Source organism: Citrobacter sp. C5_2, assembly GCF_014596845.2.
Classification (GTDB): Bacteria; Pseudomonadota; Gammaproteobacteria; order Enterobacterales; family Enterobacteriaceae; genus Citrobacter; species Citrobacter werkmanii.
Genome location: NZ_CP115032.1, coordinates 2,101,735 through 2,116,888, shown reverse-complemented (window position 1 = coordinate 2,116,888; position 15,154 = coordinate 2,101,735). Strand labels below are relative to the sequence as shown.

The window sequence follows — 15,154 nt, the reverse complement described above, 5'->3', positions numbered from 1 at the left end:
GAATTAATCGGGTACGGGTCAATGACATTCAGAGATTTTGAGGCGGAAGAAAAACTCTTCCAGCGGCGTGTGATAGTGGCCTTTGGCCTTGTGGTTATCTGTTTTGGCATCCTGATTTACAATCTCTACAATTTACAAATCTGTCAGCACCAGTATTACACCACCCGCTCGAATGCAAACGACATCAAAATGCTGCCCGTCGCCCCAACGCGAGGCATGATTTACGATCGCAACGGCATCCCGCTGGTGCGCAACGTAACCTGGTACGACATTTCCGTTACGCCTTATAAAATCAGCGATATGGATACCCTAATCAGGCAGCTAACGCCGATCGTTGACCTCACCCCGGATGACATTGACCAGTTCCGCCATGAGCTAAAATCCAGCAGCCGTTATCGCCCGGTAGTGCTAAAAAATGCGCTGACCGATGTAGAAATCGCTCGCTTCTCGGTTAACCAGTTTCGTTTCAGTGGCGTCAATATCAATAGCTATGAAGACCGCCAGTACCCCTATGGGGCCGCACTGGCGCATGTCCTTGGCTATGTTTCAAAAATCAACGACAACGATCTGAAAGCACTGGATAAAAAAGGTCTGGCAGAAAACTATGCCGCCGATCACAACATCGGCAAGCAGGGTATTGAGCACTATTACGAAAACGAACTGCATGGAAAAACCGGTTATCAGGAGGTGGAAGTCGATAACCACGGACGCATCGTCCGCTTGATCAAGGATGTGCCGCCCGTTGCCGGGAAAGATATCCATCTGACGCTGGACTTACATTTACAGCAATACATTGAGAGTCTGTTGGCGGGCCAGCGTGCGGCAGTACTGGTGGAAGATCCGCACGACGGTTCCGTGCTGGCGATGGTCTCCAATCCCAGCTATGACCCCAATCCGTTTGTCAAAGGCATCAGCTATCAGGACTATAACAAGCTGTTGCAGGATAAAGACCTGCCTTTAATCAACCGCGTCACGCAGGGGTTATATCCTCCTGCCTCCACGGTCAAACCCTACATGGCGATGTCAGCGTTACTGAACGGCGTCATCACCCCGCAGACCAGTTTCTTCGGCGCGCCCACCTGGACGCTACCCGGCACCGAGCGACATTATCGTGACTGGAAAAAAACCGGTCACGGTATGCTGGACGTCACCAAAGCGATTGAAGAATCCGCCGATACCTTCTTTTATCAGGTGGCGTATATGATGGGGATCGACCGGATTAACAGCATGCTCAGCCAGTTTGGTTACGGTAAACCGACCGGTATCGATCTTGATGAAGAGTATAACGGCCTGCTCCCGAGCCGCGAATGGAAACAGAAAGTACATAAAAAAGCATGGTATCAAGGGGATACCATTTCTGTCGGTATCGGCCAGGGCTACTGGATTGCGACGCCGATCCAGATGGTAAAGGCTATGGTAGCGCTGATTAACAACGGCAAAGTCATCGCTCCTCACCTGCTACTCGATGAAGAAAGCGGCAAAACCCTCACGCCATACCAGGCTCCTGAACCGCCGTCGCAAATCGCCTCTGCGTCGTCACCCTACTGGGGGCTGGTGCGTCAGGCGATGTTCGGCATGGCAAATGAACCAAACGGTACCGGGTATAAGTTCTTTCACACCGCACCTTACGGCATTGCGGCGAAAAGTGGCACATCGCAGGTCTTCAGCCTGAAAGAAAATCAGACCTACAATGCGAAAATGATTCCTGTCCGTTTGCGCGACCATGTGTTTTATACCGCTTTTGCGCCCTATAAGAACCCGAAAGTCGCCGTGGCGTTAATCCTCGAAAACGGCGGCAGCGACGGTGTTACCGCCGCGCCGGTCATGCGGCAAATCATGGATCATCTGTTTGCGCCGCAGGATAATGCCGCGCAAACAGAGGTGAATCAACAATCAGGTCCGTTAGCGGCAGCCCCCTCTGCCAACGAGATCAAAAATACTTACGCAAGTATTCGGTAAGGCACAGTATCGCCATGGCCTGTCCATATGGCATGGAGGTCCGCGGGATATTGCGGTAAAAATCGAGATTGTGCCCCATTCCGGTACCAAACGAGGTGTGCATCAATTCACCTTCTGGTGAGATATGTTGCACAATGCCTCTGATGGCTTTTTCGGCCACCGCAGCATAATCTTGACCGACATAGCGTTTACGTACTGCTTTGAGGATCCCATACGCAAATCCGGCGGTAGCTGACGCTTCCAGATACGACTGCGGATCGTCCAGCAGCGTGTGCCACAACCCACTGTCATCCTGACACTTTGCCAGCGCCGCGATTTGCGCGTGCAGGACCTGCACCAGATAGCGGCGAACGGCACTGTTTTCTGGTAAATCGAGCAGTTCGAGGAAGTCCGGGATCACGATAGTTAACCAGCTGTTACCACGTGCCCAGCGGGCGTTGGCAAAATTATGCCGCCCTTCATAGCTCCAGCCGTGGAACCACAGCCCCGTTTCTTTATCCATCAGGTTCTGCACATGCAGCAGGAACTGATAGGTTGCCTCTTCGATATATTCTGGACGGTTGAGCAACTTGCCGATTTTCGCCAGTGGCAAAACCGTCATCATCAACGTGTCATCCCACATTTGCTGATGATTCTCTTCCGCCAGCGTAATGTGCTGCATACCGCCGAATTCGGTACGCGGCATATCATGCATGGCCCACTCAGCCCAGCTGTCGAGCCACGGCAGATACGCGGGGTTACGCGTCTCTTCATAGCGATACGCCAGAGTTAAAAACGGCGCCATAGTGTTAACGTTTTTGGTGGTCGCACCTTCAGCAAAGCGATCGGCAAACCAGCTATCGATGATATCGCGCATCGTTTCATCGCCGGTTTGCTGATAATACTGATACATCCCGTACAGGCCGACGCCGTGCGTCCACTCCCATCCCGCCCAGCCTTTGGTATCAATAACGCGGCCGTCGTCCAGACGCAGCAGGAATTCGCCCGTCTCATCATGAATATTGACCAGGTTATGCGTCACCTTTTTAATCAACGTTTTTAATTCATCCCTGGCAATAAAATGGTCTGGTTGACGCAATAACGGGCTGTGTTTAACCGGGTAAACAATCATTTACTTCACCTCTGTCAATGTCGAATTCAATGCGGCACCCTTTTCCAGTTTCGGTGCTGCTGGCTTATTACGATTCAGGTAACCAATATTGTTGTTGCCCCAAAGTGATTCATATGGCATGCCCGACAGCATCTCTACGGTCGCGCGGCCTTTGGCGGAGAGCCCTTCCGGCACGGGGCGTCCCGATGCCCGCATTTTTGCGGTCTCTTCACGCAGGGTACTGTGGGTTTGCAGGTTCAGTTTGAAGCGCAAGGAAACCAGGAAACCCAGCGCCAGAACAATGAGCGTACCGCAGCTCAGAATTAACAAAATGGTATGGCTGACTGCCGCGGGTTGTACGCTGTGACCGGAGACAAAACCGGACATCTGCATGACAATCCCAACCAGCATCACCGCTCCCGCCTGTGACGCCTTACGCGTTAACGTCATAATGCCGGCGAAGATCCCTTCCCGGCGCTGGCCGGTAATCACTTCGTCAACGTCAGCAATATAGGTGTAGGTATTCCAGGGAACATAATTGATACCGCCGCGTCCCAGACCCGCAATGGCAGAGACCAGCAGCAACAGAGAATAAACATCGCTTAACCCGGCATAGTAAAGCAGCGCATAAGAGAGAGAGCTCGCGCCAAACAGGACAACCACCATCCGGTATGATGGCGCGGGTCCAAAGCGGATACACAATGGGATCATGGCGATAACGGCAATGAACTGGAAGATAGCCATCGTTCCCAGCAGGTTTGACGCCATCGAGGCTTCCTGCATCAGCACAAACACCACATAGTAAGTAAAGACGGCGTTAAAAACGTCCTGCGCTATATAGCCGCCGAGATACATTCCTAAATGCTGGCGGAAGATTCGGATGCGCAGTGTTGAACTCAGTTCAACAAACAGACGGGTCATGCTTTGGCTAAAGGTCAGCTTTTTCTTCTCTTCTTCGGCTCGCAGCGCGGCTTCAGTCCACTCAGCACGTGGGCGCTCCCAGGTAAAGAACCAGACGAAAATCAGCATCAGCGCGCACAGCACAGAGAACACCAGGCTGGCGTAGAAAAAAGACACCGGGTTATCTTTGCCAAACAGCGTCAGCAGAACGCCGGGTAAGAACGAGGCCAGAATAGCTGACATTTGCGCCATCGAAATACGCGCGCCGGAAAACTTGGTTTTCTGTTTGAAGTCATCGGTCATTTCGGGCACCAGCGTTTCATAAGGCACCAGAATCATGGTGTAGACCACGTCAAAAATCAGATAGGTCAGCAGGTAGTACCAGAAACCCATGTCACCCACCCACATCAGCGAGTAGCTAAAGACGCAGGGGATCCCCAGCAGAATAAAAAACTTACGTCGCCCGAAGCGTTTACCGAGCCAGGTGGAACCAAAGTTATCGGTTAAAAAACCCATTAACGGGCTAACCACGGCATCCAACACCCTGGCGGTGGCAAAAATGAAGGTCGCCTCGATAGGCGTCAGGCCACAAAACGTAGTGTAAAAATAGAGCAGCCAGGCGGCGGTTAATGCCGTGGTGCCTGCGCCCAAAAAATCCCCCGAACCGTAGGCAAAATAGTTAACCAGTCCGATTTTACGTGTCTTCATTGCCGTTACCCCTGCACATTATTGGGAGGCCCCGCAATCCTCGCGTTGATATTGGGCGTCCTTACAGGGTCACAGTAAAAGCTAACAGGAAGTGAAACCTTTCTGTTTCTGCCAGGGATGTTCGCGAAATGGCAACAGCACAAAGAGTCCGGCAACGTATGTCACCAATTTTATAAAACAGCGTTTCTTTTTAATCAAAGCGGCGGGCTAAAATTGCGAAGCAGCCAGCAGTTTCTGCTGCTGGCCTAATGAAGGAAGGCGTTAACGATAGTTTACTATTACCTGATTGCTCTGTACTTGTAAGGCGGGGATCAGACGACCGCCGCCGGGGACTTCCCAGACAAAATGCATCGGTTCGATGGCGGGAACATTATTAAACCCGTTGGTGGTGCCACTTTGTCCGTCCAGCTCGACACAGCGGGACTGAGAACATAAACGCACACGTAACCCCGCAGGAGTTGGGCCATTAAGCGCATAGCGCCACGCCACCAGGGTCATCAATCCCGAGACGGGCTGACTGGGAACCAGAGGTGCGGACGAGGCTGACTGACCACGATGGTTTAAGGTGATGCCCATTCCGCTCGCCTGCCATGCCCCTTCTCCGGCCGCCTGCGCCACCAAAGGAAAAACCAACAGCCACAGTAAGTTACGCATTATTTACCTCCAATGGTCGCCGTCATACGAATATGGCGGTTATCGGAAAGCTCCATGTTCGATAACACCACCAGTTGCGGTATGCTGCGGCGTAAAAAGCGTGCCAGTAACGGGCGCAACGCGTGATTAACCAGCAATACCGGCGGCGCACCCAACATTTCCTGGCGGGAGAGCGCTTCCTGAGTTTGGGCCAGCAGCCTGTCTGCCAGACCAGGCTCCAGACCGCCGCCGCCCTGTAATGCTTGCAGCAGCAAACGTTCAAGCGGGGTATCCAGACCAATAACCTGAACCTCTTCATTACCCGGGAACCATTGCTGGGTGATGGCGCGCCCCAGCGCAACACGGACTACCGCAGTAAGCTCATGCGGATCGTTTTGCAGCGGCGCATGTTCAGCCAGCGTTTCAAGAATGGTGCGCATATCGCGAATCGGTACTTTTTCGTCCAGTAAGTTCTGCAGCACTTTGTGCAGTGTGGTCAGCGTCACAACCCCAGGGACCAGATCTTCTGTCAGTTTTGGCATCTCCTGTGAGACGCGGTCCAGAAGCTGTTGCGCTTCCTGACGCCCGAACAGCTCAGCGGCAAACTGACCAATCAGGTGATTCAGATGCGTAGCGACAACGGTACTGGCTTCAACCACCGTAAAGCCCTGAATCTGCGCCTGTTCCTTCAATGCGCTCTCAATCCAGATAGCATCCAGACCGAAAGCCGGATCGACCGTTTTCTCTCCCGGCAACGAACCTGCCGCCGTCCCCGGGTTAATAGCCAGCCAACGTCCGGGATAGGCGTCCCCGCTGCCAATTTCCACCCCTTTCATCAGAATGCGATAGCGGGCGGGTTGCAGATCCATATTGTCGCGAATGTGGACCACCGGCGGCAGGAAGCCCATATCCTGGGCAAATTTCTTACGAATACTGCGAATTCTCCCCAGTAGCTCGCCATCCTGCTGAAAATCCACCATTGGGATCAGGCGATAACCCACCTCCATTCCCAGTGAATCCTCCAGTTGCACATCGTTCCAGGTGGCTTCCACCACAGAGTTATTTTCCGGCATTTTTACCGGCTGAGGTTCAGCAGGCGCTTTGAGTTCGCGGCCACGCATCCACCAGGCCAGGCCGAGTAATGCGGCGGTAAACATCAAAAATACCAGGTTTGGCATACCAGGTACCAGGCCCAGCAAACCCAGCACCGCTGCACTAAGCAGCATAACGCTTGGATTACTGAACAGTTGGGTCACCATCTGTTCGCCTACATCCTGGTCGGTACTCACGCGGGTCACGATAACACCCGCCGCCGTTGAGATAACCAGCGCGGGGATCTGCGCGACCAGGCCGTCACCGATAGTCAGCAGGGTATAACTTTCCGCGGCGCTGCCCATGCTCATACCATGCTGTAGCACCCCGACCAACAGGCCGCCAACCACGTTGATCACCATGATCAAAATACCGGCGATGGCATCTCCGCGTACGAATTTACTCGCACCATCCATCGAACCGTAGAAGTCCGCTTCCTGCGTCACTTCCGAACGGCGTTTTTTGGCTTCATCTTCGCCAATCAGTCCGGCATTTAAGTCGGCATCAATCGCCATCTGCTTGCCGGGCATACCATCCAGCACGAAGCGTGCGCCAACTTCAGCGATACGACCGGCGCCTTTGGTAATAACCATAAAGTTAATGATGACGAGAATAACGAAAACCACGATCCCGATGGCAAAGTTACCGCCCACCAGGAAGTGGCCAAAGGCTTCAACCACCTTCCCCGCCGCGGCCGCACCGGTATGTCCTTCCATCAAAATGATACGCGTCGACGCGACGTTCAGGGCCAGGCGCAATAATGTGGTGAACAGCAAAATCGTCGGGAATGCAGCAAACTCAAGCGTGCGCTGTGTAAACATCGCCACCAGCAGCACCATGATCGACAGCGCAATATTAAACGTAAACAGCAGATCGAGGATGAAAGCCGGCAGCGGCAGCACCATCATCGACAGGATCAGCAGAATGAGGATCGGCCCGGCAAGGATTTGCCATTGCGTGGATTTGAGGTTGCCGGGCAGGCGCAGCATCGCGACCAGATTAGCCATCAGTATTCTTCTCGTTCAGGAAATCCAGTGCGTCAGGCACCGGAAGGTTTTCAGGTTGTGGTGGCGGATTGCCGCCTGCCAGACGCCAGCGTTTTAACTGCCATACCCATGCCAGCACTTCGGCAACGGCGGCATATAATTGCCCCGGTATTTGCTGACCAATCTCTGCATGACGATATAACGCACGCGCCAGTGGTGGTGCTTCTAGCGTGGGGACACGATGCTCGGCACCAATCTCACGAATACGTAACGCCACCAGCCCCGCGCCTTTGGCAACAACTTTCGGCGCGCTCATTTTGTTCTCGTCATACTGCAACGCCACCGAGTAGTGCGTGGGGTTGGTCACAATGACGTCCGCTTTCGGTACATCCGCCATCATGCGACGCTGTGCCGCCGCGCGCTGCATTTGCCGTATTTTGCCCTTAACGTGCGGGTCACCTTCGCTTTGCTTAAATTCGTCACGGATATCCTGACGCGACATGCGCAACTTTTTCAGATGGCTATAAATCTGGAAAAAAACGTCGAACCCGACCATGGGAATGACGCCCAGCACCACCAACAGCGCGCACATACCGACTAAATCCAGGGCATTGCCCATCGCCGTAATCGGTGATTCCGCCATCAGCCGCATCATCGCTGGCCAGTTATGCCAGAGATAAAATCCGGCCACGCTTCCCACTAACGTGGACTTCAGTATCGCTTTGAGTAGTTCGGCACCGGTTTGCGCGGAAAACATGCGTTTAATGCCTGGCAGCGGATTCAACTTAGAGAACTTGGGTTGCAGAGATTTACCACTGAAGATCAAGCCACCAAGCATCACGGGTGAGATCAATGCCACCAGAACGACGCCAGTAATCAACGGCAACAGCGCAATCATCGCGTCTTTAATCAGCAGGATGATTTGGCTGAGGATCAGATTGGGGTCATTGACCATACTGTGGTCAAACCGTAGCCCAGCCGACAGCATGCCAGCCAGTCTGCGGGCCAGCGACTCCCCACCAATCCAGATAATGCACACTCCCACCAGCAAAATAAGCAGTGAAGTCAGCTCCTTGGATCGGGGGATCTGCCCTTCCTCCCGGGCTTTTTCAAGTCGGTGGGGTGTGGGGGCTTCTGTTTTGTCGTCGTCGCTTTCTTCTGCCACAGTACGTGCTCGTTACCCATTACGTCTGACTTATCATGCCAGCATGGTCCGTAAGCAATGGCGAGAAAAAACCGCGCAATCATGCTCTTTTCGGGGTTTACCCGGCGGATAGATCCTGCGCAATACCGTCTCATCGCGGCTAAAATAGCTATCACAGCATAATATTTATTAATTTCTGAATTAAGAAACATTAAAAAAAGACGAACATAACTCTGTCAACAGAACAAAATCGAATAAAAAAATAGCAATTCCGCCTAAGTTTTAGAAGAAAGCAATATAAGAATTGCTTAACATAATCACATTATATATCATTCCCTTCAGACTCAATAATAAAATAAAAAATCATAAGCTTTAATTATAACCCACTTAACCCCGCCCTACTCCACAACGATTAAACCTCATGTATACTGGCGACCGAATAATATTACCGTTGAGCTACACCCATATTTTTATGGAATAAAATATTAACACTTACAGGGATTATCAAATCATGAAGATGAAGAAAAGCGCTGTATTTTTTGCTCTGCTGTCAGCATATTCATTTAATGTATTAGCCGCAGAAATGAATGCAGGGACGATTCATTTTACCGGAGAAATCATTGAACCAAGTTGTGTCATTGATGGAGATGATGGTACGGACAGCACTATACCGCTGGGTACGTGGCCGACATCATTATTTACCACTGTAGGTACAGAAACAGATCTGGTTGATGTCGATATAAAACTGACTGACTGTCCGGTGACGACTGAAGGTCTGACTTCCGTGCAGTTAACCTTTAATGGCCCTACCGCATTAACCAAGTCCAATACGCTTCTTGACGTCAGTCAGATCACGACCGCAGGAGAGACGGCAGCTACCGGAGTGGGTATTGCACTTAGCCCGATCAACTCACCAACAACATTGTTGGCCTTCGATGGTTCAGAGGGGCAAGTTTATATTCCGCTATCAACAGAGTCCACCGATACCATTCAGGCTCACCTTCAGGCTCGCTATAAATCGTTCGCAAAAGAAGTCACCGCTGGCCCGGCTGATGCGGACATGACAATTAATATTTTATATCGCTAACACTTTCTATTTTTACGCCTGGAATATTTCCAGGCGCTTAATACCATCGATAATATTTAACCTATTACGGGTCCATTTTATGCGTATCCTTATTATGGTGGCATTATTCCCTCCTCTCTTTTACTCGTGTTTTTGTCCGGCGAGTGGAATTCAGGTTGGCCGCACACGGATTATTTTTGACGCTAACAAAAAAGAGGTCGCGCTGGCGCTGACTAATACTGACACGCAACTGCCATGGTTAATTCAGTCGTGGACCGATACGGGGGATGAGAAGACGCGCGGACCTTTTATCGTTACCCCGCCGCTTTTTCGCCTCAACGCGCAAAAAGAGCAGAGCCTGCGTATCACCTGGAACGGCACGCCACTGCCAGAGAATAAAGAATCGCTGTTTTATATGAACGTGCGCACTATTCCGGCGACCGCCAAAGAAAATGAAAGTAAAAATATTCTTCGGCTAATCTATAAAACCCGTCTCAAACTGCTCTGGCGCCCTAAAAATATTACGGGTTCACCGGCACAAAGCTGCGAGAAGTTACAGTTTGTGCGTTCAGGTAATCAATTACAGGTAACGAATAATAACGCCTTCTATACGGTTTTCGATAGCTTACACTTGGGCGCAGTTTCACTTCCGAAGGCGGATATGGTGGCACCTTTCAGCACCGCCACTTTCCCGCTGCCCGTGCAAGCTAACGGTGATCAGGTTACCTGGCACTGTATTACCGACTACGGAAATGCCTCGCAACAATACTCGGCCCCGTTGAGCAAGGGGGGTTAATGTTGCGACGTTCTACGTTTGCTCCTTCGAGGCTGTCGCTGCTAATCCGCGGTCTTCTCAGCATTGCATTTGTCGTTTCAGGCCATGCTTTCGCACGGGAATATTCCTTTTCCTCTTCATCACTGGAGGGCAACGAACTCTCGCAACAGGATATCGATTTGTCGCTTTTCTCCCGCGAAAATGCGCAACTGCCCGGTACCTGGCCTTCGCGGCTACAGCTCAATAAGACGTTGCTGGGTGAAGAACCGGTTACCTATACAAGTGCCACGGATGGTACGCTTCAGGCACAGTTGACGCCAGAAATGCTGCGCCACTGGGGCGTTAAAATTGAGAACTATCCAGCACTTGCGGATGCGCCAGCGAATGTACCTCTCCTACACCCTCTGGGGTATTACATCCCGCAAGCCTCATCATCGCTCGACTTTTCCACGATGACGCTCAATATCAGCATGCCGCAGGCCGCCATTGCGAATCCGGCCAGGGATGGTATTGACCCGTCACAGTGGGATGACGGCGTACCGGTTCTGTTTACGGATTACAGTTATTCAGGTTCACAGACCCGTGACGGTAACCATAATACCTCTGACAGCCAGTACCTCAATCTGCGTAGTGGTCTTAACCTGGGCGGGTGGCGGGTACGCAACTATTCTACCTGGAGCAAATCTGAAAGCATCAATGCCTGGGATGCCATTAATACCTATCTGCAGCATGATATTGATGTGCTACGCAGCCAGTTTATCGCGGGTGAAAACAGCACCCGTGGCGATGTCTTCGACAGTATTCAGTACACAGGTGTAAATCTGGCCTCCGATGACGAAATGTTACCGTTCAGCCAGCGCGGCTACGCGCCCGTTATACGCGGGATCGCCAGTTCAAATGCGGAAGTCTCCATCCGGCAAAATGGCTATTTGATCTACCAGCAAAACGTTGCCCCGGGGGCTTTTGAGATTTCCGATCTCTACTCGACAACCAACAGCGGCGATCTGGATATCACGGTAAAAGAAGCCGACGGCACAGAGCATCATTTTACCCAACCCTACTCCAGCACCGCCGTGATGTTACGTCCCGGCAGGATAAAATACGAAGTCACCGCGGCCCGTTACCGGGCGGCCAGCGGCAGCGACGAGAAAGAACCCGAATTCGCCCAGGCCAGTTTTATCTACGGTTTGAACAATGCCGCAACGCTGTTCGGCGGAGTCACCTCTTCTGGTGATTATCAGGCTGCGAACGCCGGGATCGGTATAGCACTGGGCGAGTTGGGCGCCCTTTCGGCTGACGTCACGGCAGCCAGAGCCACGCTGGATAATGATCAAACAAGTTCCGGTCAGTCGTATCGCCTGCTTTACTCGGGCAAGATCGAGCGTACCGCCACCAACTTCACGCTCGCCAGCTATCGCTATTCTACGCAGGGCTATTACAGCTTCAGTGATGCCAATAAGAAATACAGCGGTAATGAAGATGACCTGATGTTCAGCTATAACAAACGCAACCGAATTCAGGCCAGCATCAGCCAAACATTGCTGGGCAGCAGCATCTACCTGAACGGTTATCAGCAGGACTACTGGGGAACCTCAGAAACTGAACGCAGCCTGTCTGCCGGAGTAAATACGACAATAAATGGGATTAGCTATCATCTGACTTATACCTACAGTAAAACCAGCGATCGACAAGACGATCAGATGATCGCCTTTGGACTCAGCGTGCCTCTCAGCCGCTGGTTGCCCAACGCATGGTCGACCTATAACGTCAGCAGCAGCAAACATGGCTATACCCGCCATAATATCGGCTTGAACGGCACGCTACTTGACGATCAGCGTCTGAGCTATTCCCTGCAGCAAAGCCACAGCAATCACGACGGCGAAGATACCAGCAGTCTGTACAGCAGCTACCGCTCGCAATACGCCAGTATGAACGCCGGCTATTACACTTCATCGGACCGCTCGCAACAGTTGAATCTGGGTGCCAGCGGCGCGATTGTCGCCCATCCTCACGGCATCACCTTTTCTCAACCATTGGGCGATCAGTTTGCCATAGTCTCTGCTCAAGGGGCAAAAGGCATCCGCTTTCAGAATCAGCGCGGTGTCCGCACCGACTGGCAGGGTAATGCTGTCATCCCCTCCCTGACGCCGTATCAGAAAAACAGCATCCGAATTGATACCACCAGCCTGCCGGATGATGTTGATACCGATGCAACTGCCACCACCGTCATTCCAAGCCGTAGCGCAGCGGTGGCGGCAAACTTTGTCGCGCACATCGGTTATCGGGCGCTTCTCCATCTCACCAATGCCAGGGGACAAGTGATTCCTTTCGGTGCAATGGTCTCCGTCGATAATGCCTCAATTCTCGGCATCGTTGATGATACCGGCACCGTCTACCTCGCAGGGGTTCCGGCGACCTTTCCGATAACCATTCAATGGGGTAAGGCTCGTGAACAACAATGCCATGCCAGCGTGGTACTCCCTGAACCCGAACACGCTGCGAATCTCGCAGGGATTCTCTCTACTCAGGCCATTTGCAAACAGGAATAACCTATGCGCCACATTTTTGCGGTCGTATTGACCTCGGTTCTCTTTCTATTGCCAGCCTCAGTCCAGGCTGCGATAACGCTGTTAACAAATTGCTTTGGAGCATCTGCTGACTATTCAGTGTCATATGAGCATGAACTCAGCAGCACAGAAAACAATACAAATTATTCATACTTAACGGGGAGCTACATGCCAGGTACCGGGACTGAGATCGAAGCCAATTGCACATGTCCCGCCAATACCACATCAGCATCGATGATTTATGAATACAACTTCGCCGGTAGTCCGCTGACGGCAGGCGTCAGTGGATACGGAGTCTTAACAGAGAACCTGGATATCAAGGTTTCGGGATTTAACGACGCTATCGACAATCCCGATGGCATGGGGTTAAGTGAGATCAAAATCACCGAGTACCCGACCCCAATCGGCAATATGGGCAGTCAAAAGGCAGACCAAAAACTGTCGGAAGGGACGGCAGATGTCTGTAACAACGAAACGCGACCGACCGGTGGCGCAACGGTCAAACGAAAGTTCAAGCTCAGCGTGATTCGCTTTTATCTGTACATTAAAAAACCGATTCTGGGTGAAGAGATCATCAACCCCACGCTGGTTGTGCAAAGCTATGCCTGTCTGTATACAGGAAATGGTTCTTGCCGCAACACCGATGCTCAACTGGTGTCCAATATCTGGCTGAGCGGTAAGCTTACCGCCCCTCTCAGTTGTACGATTAATGCTGGAAGCACCATTGAGGTTGATATGGGGAGTATTATCAGCAGTCAGTTTGTTAACCAGGGGCAACCGCCAAAAGGTTATACGCTGAAAGATGTCGATATCGCCTACCATTGTGACGGCCCCGCCATCAGCAACAGCGACAAGATTAAGCTGACGTTGACCGCCGATCAGGGCGTGGTAGAGGGTAGTCAGTCCTACATCGCCAAACTGATTGGCAGAAACGATCTCGGTATCAGAATGTTTGATGCAAATAATCAGAACGTAGTACTGGATGGTTCTGTGGACTTTCCGGTTACGCTGGATGAACAGGGAAATGGCATAATTAACATGACGGCCGCGCCGGTCTCTACCACCGCCAGCCGCCCGGAACCAGGAAGCTTTGAAGGCAACATGACCGTTAAAATGGATTTACGCTGAGAACTTTCCCCTCAGACCTAATCTGCGGCCTGAGGGGACTCGCGCAACAATCAGAACCCGAGACTATCCAGCAGATCGTCAACCTGATCCTGACTTGCCACCACGCCGGCTTTTGAGGTGTCAACCTGCGGGCCGTTCAGCAAGCTTTCGTTTTCACGTTTTGGACGAGCGCCCTGCTCCGGAATGTTTTCCAGCAGAACCATCAGCAGCTGACGTTCAATTTCCTGGATAACATCCATCATACGCTTGATGACCTGACCGGTGAGGTCCTGGAAATCCTGCGCCATCATGATGTCCAGCAACTGGGCATTGGTGAAGCTGGTATGTCCGGGCACGTCACCAAGAAACTGACGGGTGTCGGTGACCAGCTCCCGGGCGTCAGACAGCTCGATCGGATTTTCGAACCATTCATCCCAGCGTTTTGTCAGCTCTTTGGCCCCTTTTTCCATCGCGTCCTGGTGCGGTTGCGAAGCTTCCACGCTGTTCAGCGCGCGCTCTGCCGCCTGTGCAGTCATTTGCACAACGTAATCGAGACGATCGCGGGCATCGGGAATCGCTTCCGCCGCTTCGGCAATAGCCTGATCCAGCCCCAGTTCGCGCAGGCTGTCGCGCAGCATTCGGGTCAAACTGCCGATGCGCGCGATGATGTCCCCTGCAGAGTGTTCGTCAGCAGGTTTAATTTGTGGTTGCATCATCATTATCACACCCTCACATGCCCAGTTTCTCAAAGATCTTATTGAGTTTTTCTTCCAGCGTCGCCGCCGTAAACGGTTTAACGACATAACCACTGGCGCCTGCCTGTGCTGCCGCAATAATGTTTTCTTTCTTCGCTTCTGCCGTGACCATCAGCACTGGCAGGGAAGACATTCCGCCATCTGCACGAATGGTTTTCAGCAGTTCCAGGCCGTCCATATTCGGCATGTTCCAGTCGGAAATGACAAAACCGAATCCCCCAGTCTGCAGCTTATTCAGCGCATCCACGCCGTCTTCCGCCTCTTCAACATTGTTGAACCCCAGCTCTTTGAGCAGGTTACGCACGATGCGACGCATGGTGGAAAAGTCATCCACAACCAAAAACTTAAGCTCTTTATCCGCCATAAAAAATA

12 protein-coding genes are annotated in these 15,154 nt (G+C 52.0%); 5 read left to right on the top strand and 7 right to left on the bottom strand.

Annotation, left to right across the window (positions count from 1 at the left end; all coding sequences use genetic code 11):
- Window positions 1-21: 21 nt before the first annotated feature.
- Complete coding sequence (gene mrdA, locus ICA20_RS10240; RefSeq protein WP_038641449.1) at window positions 22-1,959, top strand: penicillin-binding protein 2; 1,938 nt, start codon at window positions 22-24, stop codon at window positions 1,957-1,959.
- Here the strand turns inward: mrdA and ICA20_RS10235 are convergent.
- From ICA20_RS10235 to flhB, 5 genes are all read right to left on the bottom strand, one after another.
- Window positions 1,931-3,070: a glycoside hydrolase family 105 protein gene (locus ICA20_RS10235; protein ID WP_038641451.1), complete on the bottom strand. Its 1,140-nt coding sequence runs from the start codon at window positions 3,068-3,070 to the stop codon at window positions 1,931-1,933. The genes mrdA and ICA20_RS10235 overlap by 29 nt on opposite strands.
- The gene (locus ICA20_RS10230) at window positions 3,071-4,657 is read right to left on the bottom strand and encodes an MFS transporter (protein ID WP_038641453.1); all 1,587 of its coding nucleotides are present in this window, start codon (window positions 4,655-4,657) and stop codon (window positions 3,071-3,073) included.
- 261 nt (window positions 4,658-4,918) lie between these two features.
- On the bottom strand, window positions 4,919-5,311 hold the full coding sequence (gene flhe, locus ICA20_RS10225; protein ID WP_038641455.1) for a flagellar protein FlhE: 393 nt from the start codon (window positions 5,309-5,311) through the stop codon (window positions 4,919-4,921).
- Window positions 5,311-7,389, bottom strand: a complete 2,079-nt coding sequence (flhA, locus tag ICA20_RS10220; RefSeq protein WP_006684120.1) for a flagellar biosynthesis protein FlhA — start codon at window positions 7,387-7,389, stop codon at window positions 5,311-5,313. The genes flhe and flhA overlap by 1 nt, the downstream gene beginning before the upstream one ends.
- A complete protein-coding gene (gene flhB / locus ICA20_RS10215) occupies window positions 7,382-8,533 on the bottom strand; it encodes a flagellar biosynthesis protein FlhB (RefSeq protein WP_038641457.1) in 1,152 nt (383 codons plus the stop codon). The genes flhA and flhB overlap by 8 nt, the downstream gene beginning before the upstream one ends.
- A 490-nt stretch (window positions 8,534-9,023) precedes the next feature.
- On the opposite strand from flhB, the gene ICA20_RS10210 reads away from it, so the two are divergent.
- The 4 genes from ICA20_RS10210 to ICA20_RS10195 all read left to right on the top strand — a co-directional run bounded on the left by ICA20_RS10210 (window position 9,024) and on the right by ICA20_RS10195 (window position 14,048).
- Complete coding sequence (locus tag ICA20_RS10210) at window positions 9,024-9,599, top strand: fimbrial protein (RefSeq protein ID WP_038641461.1); 576 nt, start codon at window positions 9,024-9,026, stop codon at window positions 9,597-9,599.
- 79 nt (window positions 9,600-9,678) lie between these two features.
- Window positions 9,679-10,374, top strand: coding sequence for a molecular chaperone (locus ICA20_RS10205; RefSeq protein WP_038641463.1), 696 nt, complete (start codon window positions 9,679-9,681; stop codon window positions 10,372-10,374).
- Entirely contained in the window at window positions 10,374-12,902 is a 2,529-nt protein-coding gene (locus ICA20_RS10200) for a fimbria/pilus outer membrane usher protein (RefSeq protein WP_038641465.1), read from the top strand. Before ICA20_RS10205 ends, ICA20_RS10200 begins: the two co-directional genes overlap by 1 nt.
- A gap of 186 nt (window positions 12,903-13,088) precedes the next feature.
- Window positions 13,089-14,048, top strand: a complete 960-nt coding sequence (locus tag ICA20_RS10195) for a fimbrial protein (RefSeq protein ID WP_230592245.1) — start codon at window positions 13,089-13,091, stop codon at window positions 14,046-14,048.
- Between the two features lie 50 nt (window positions 14,049-14,098).
- Here the strand turns inward: ICA20_RS10195 and cheZ are convergent, their stop codons facing one another.
- Together cheZ and cheY are read right to left on the bottom strand one after the other, a co-directional pair.
- A complete protein-coding gene (cheZ, locus tag ICA20_RS10190) occupies window positions 14,099-14,743 on the bottom strand; it encodes a protein phosphatase CheZ (RefSeq protein ID WP_038643245.1) in 645 nt (214 codons plus the stop codon).
- Window positions 14,744-14,756: 13 nt separating this feature from the next.
- On the bottom strand, window positions 14,757-15,146 hold the full coding sequence (cheY, locus tag ICA20_RS10185) for a chemotaxis response regulator CheY (protein WP_038641468.1): 390 nt from the start codon (window positions 15,144-15,146) through the stop codon (window positions 14,757-14,759).
- Window positions 15,147-15,154 lie beyond the last annotated feature (8 nt).

Coding starts and splice junctions, on each gene's coding strand:
- mrdA (WP_038641449.1), top strand. CDS start 22: ATGACATTCAGAGATTTTGAGGCGGAAGAAAAACTCTTCCAGCGGCGT.
- ICA20_RS10235 (WP_038641451.1), bottom strand. CDS start 3,070: ATGATTGTTTACCCGGTTAAACACAGCCCGTTATTGCGTCAACCAGAC.
- ICA20_RS10230 (WP_038641453.1), bottom strand. CDS start 4,657: ATGAAGACACGTAAAATCGGACTGGTTAACTATTTTGCCTACGGTTCG.
- flhe (WP_038641455.1), bottom strand. CDS start 5,311: ATGCGTAACTTACTGTGGCTGTTGGTTTTTCCTTTGGTGGCGCAGGCG.
- flhA (WP_006684120.1), bottom strand. CDS start 7,389: ATGGCTAATCTGGTCGCGATGCTGCGCCTGCCCGGCAACCTCAAATCC.
- ICA20_RS10210 (WP_038641461.1), top strand. CDS start 9,024: ATGAAGATGAAGAAAAGCGCTGTATTTTTTGCTCTGCTGTCAGCATAT.
- ICA20_RS10205 (WP_038641463.1), top strand. CDS start 9,679: ATGCGTATCCTTATTATGGTGGCATTATTCCCTCCTCTCTTTTACTCG.
- ICA20_RS10200 (WP_038641465.1), top strand. CDS start 10,374: ATGTTGCGACGTTCTACGTTTGCTCCTTCGAGGCTGTCGCTGCTAATC.
- ICA20_RS10195 (WP_230592245.1), top strand. CDS start 13,089: ATGCCAGGTACCGGGACTGAGATCGAAGCCAATTGCACATGTCCCGCC.
- cheZ (WP_038643245.1), bottom strand. CDS start 14,743: ATGATGCAACCACAAATTAAACCTGCTGACGAACACTCTGCAGGGGAC.
- cheY (WP_038641468.1), bottom strand. CDS start 15,146: ATGGCGGATAAAGAGCTTAAGTTTTTGGTTGTGGATGACTTTTCCACC.